Below are 1,030 nucleotides of genomic sequence, written 5' to 3'. Positions count from 1 at the left end.
CTTTCAGCTGGCTGCCGCTGATGAGAATATCGCCGCTGTTCGCCCCTTTCCCCTGGCCCGTCGCGGTGATGGATCGAGCCGGTTAGGGGCTGACGGGTAAAACGAAGATCCCGCCGCAGGGGCCGGGATCAAAGATTTAACTCATTGTTTACTCAACGCCTGCTTTGCTTCATTTAAACTAGGAGAGTTTGCACCACCGGAAAAATCTGGGTCAGCGGACTGTACTGGGTCATCCTCCCATCCGCAGACAGGGCAAATCTCATAACAACCCGGCTCATCTATCGTATTGTTTCCACAGCATGGGCAAGGGTAAGTGTCATTGTTCATCATTGCTTGTTCCAATATTCGAGGCCTTTCTCTGGTTTAAACATTGTACGTGGCACGCCATTAATATCTTTTGAGGCAAAGATATTGGTCGCAGGATTGTAATACAGCGTATCCCCGTTAGGTCGAGTTTTAGTCAGAGTACCTGATGGTGGGGTTGTCATAAAATTATGAGCAGCATCAACATATTGCTTCGCATTCTGATATTCAGGAAATTCTTTCCCATGTTTTGTCCAGTGTCCATAGGCATTACCTACAGGTTCTGCTTTCTTGGTTTCTGTCCAAATCTGAGTATCTTTAGATTTGCCACCTTTAGCTATTCCACCCCCACCTTTCAGCGGATCGCCACTTTCATCTACCACCCCCGTTTTCAGCATCGGGTTAATGTCGAAGATACCGGGCTTGTCCTTGCTCAAGGCATTATTCTCAGCCGCATTCTTCCCCGCCAGCGCACCCGCAGCCGCGGAAGAGGTGCCATTACCCGCCAGCCCTCCGGCCATTCCCGCCGATATCGTTGCCAGCGTGCTGATAAGCTGCCGATCGTCCTCCCCCAGGTCACTGGCTTTTTTGCCCGGGTAAAGGGACGCCATAATCCCATGCGCAGCAAGCTCACCTACACCCGCGCCAGCAGCTCCCGCAGCCACACTGTTGCCCTGCATCGCCGCAACGGCTCCGCCCAGGATCGCGTGGGCGAGGATGTTTACCT

The 1,030-nt window shown here is 52.5% G+C and carries 2 protein-coding genes; both read right to left on the bottom strand.

Features of this window, described 5'->3' with window-relative positions:
- Positions 1–141 precede the first annotated feature (141 nt).
- A complete protein-coding gene (locus tag ACSVHP_RS22960) occupies positions 142–327 on the bottom strand; it encodes a CPCC family cysteine-rich protein (protein WP_447552987.1) in 186 nt (61 codons plus the stop codon).
- Positions 327–1,030 (bottom strand): VENN motif pre-toxin domain-containing protein (locus tag ACSVHP_RS22955; protein WP_447552986.1); only part of this gene is annotated, 704 nt, incomplete at its 5' end. The genes ACSVHP_RS22960 and ACSVHP_RS22955, both read right to left, overlap by 1 nt.

Source organism: Enterobacter sp. 186315 (assembly GCF_053290175.1).
The sequence above is the reverse complement of the archived record's forward strand: the minus strand, read 5'-3'. Positions and strand labels throughout refer to the sequence as shown.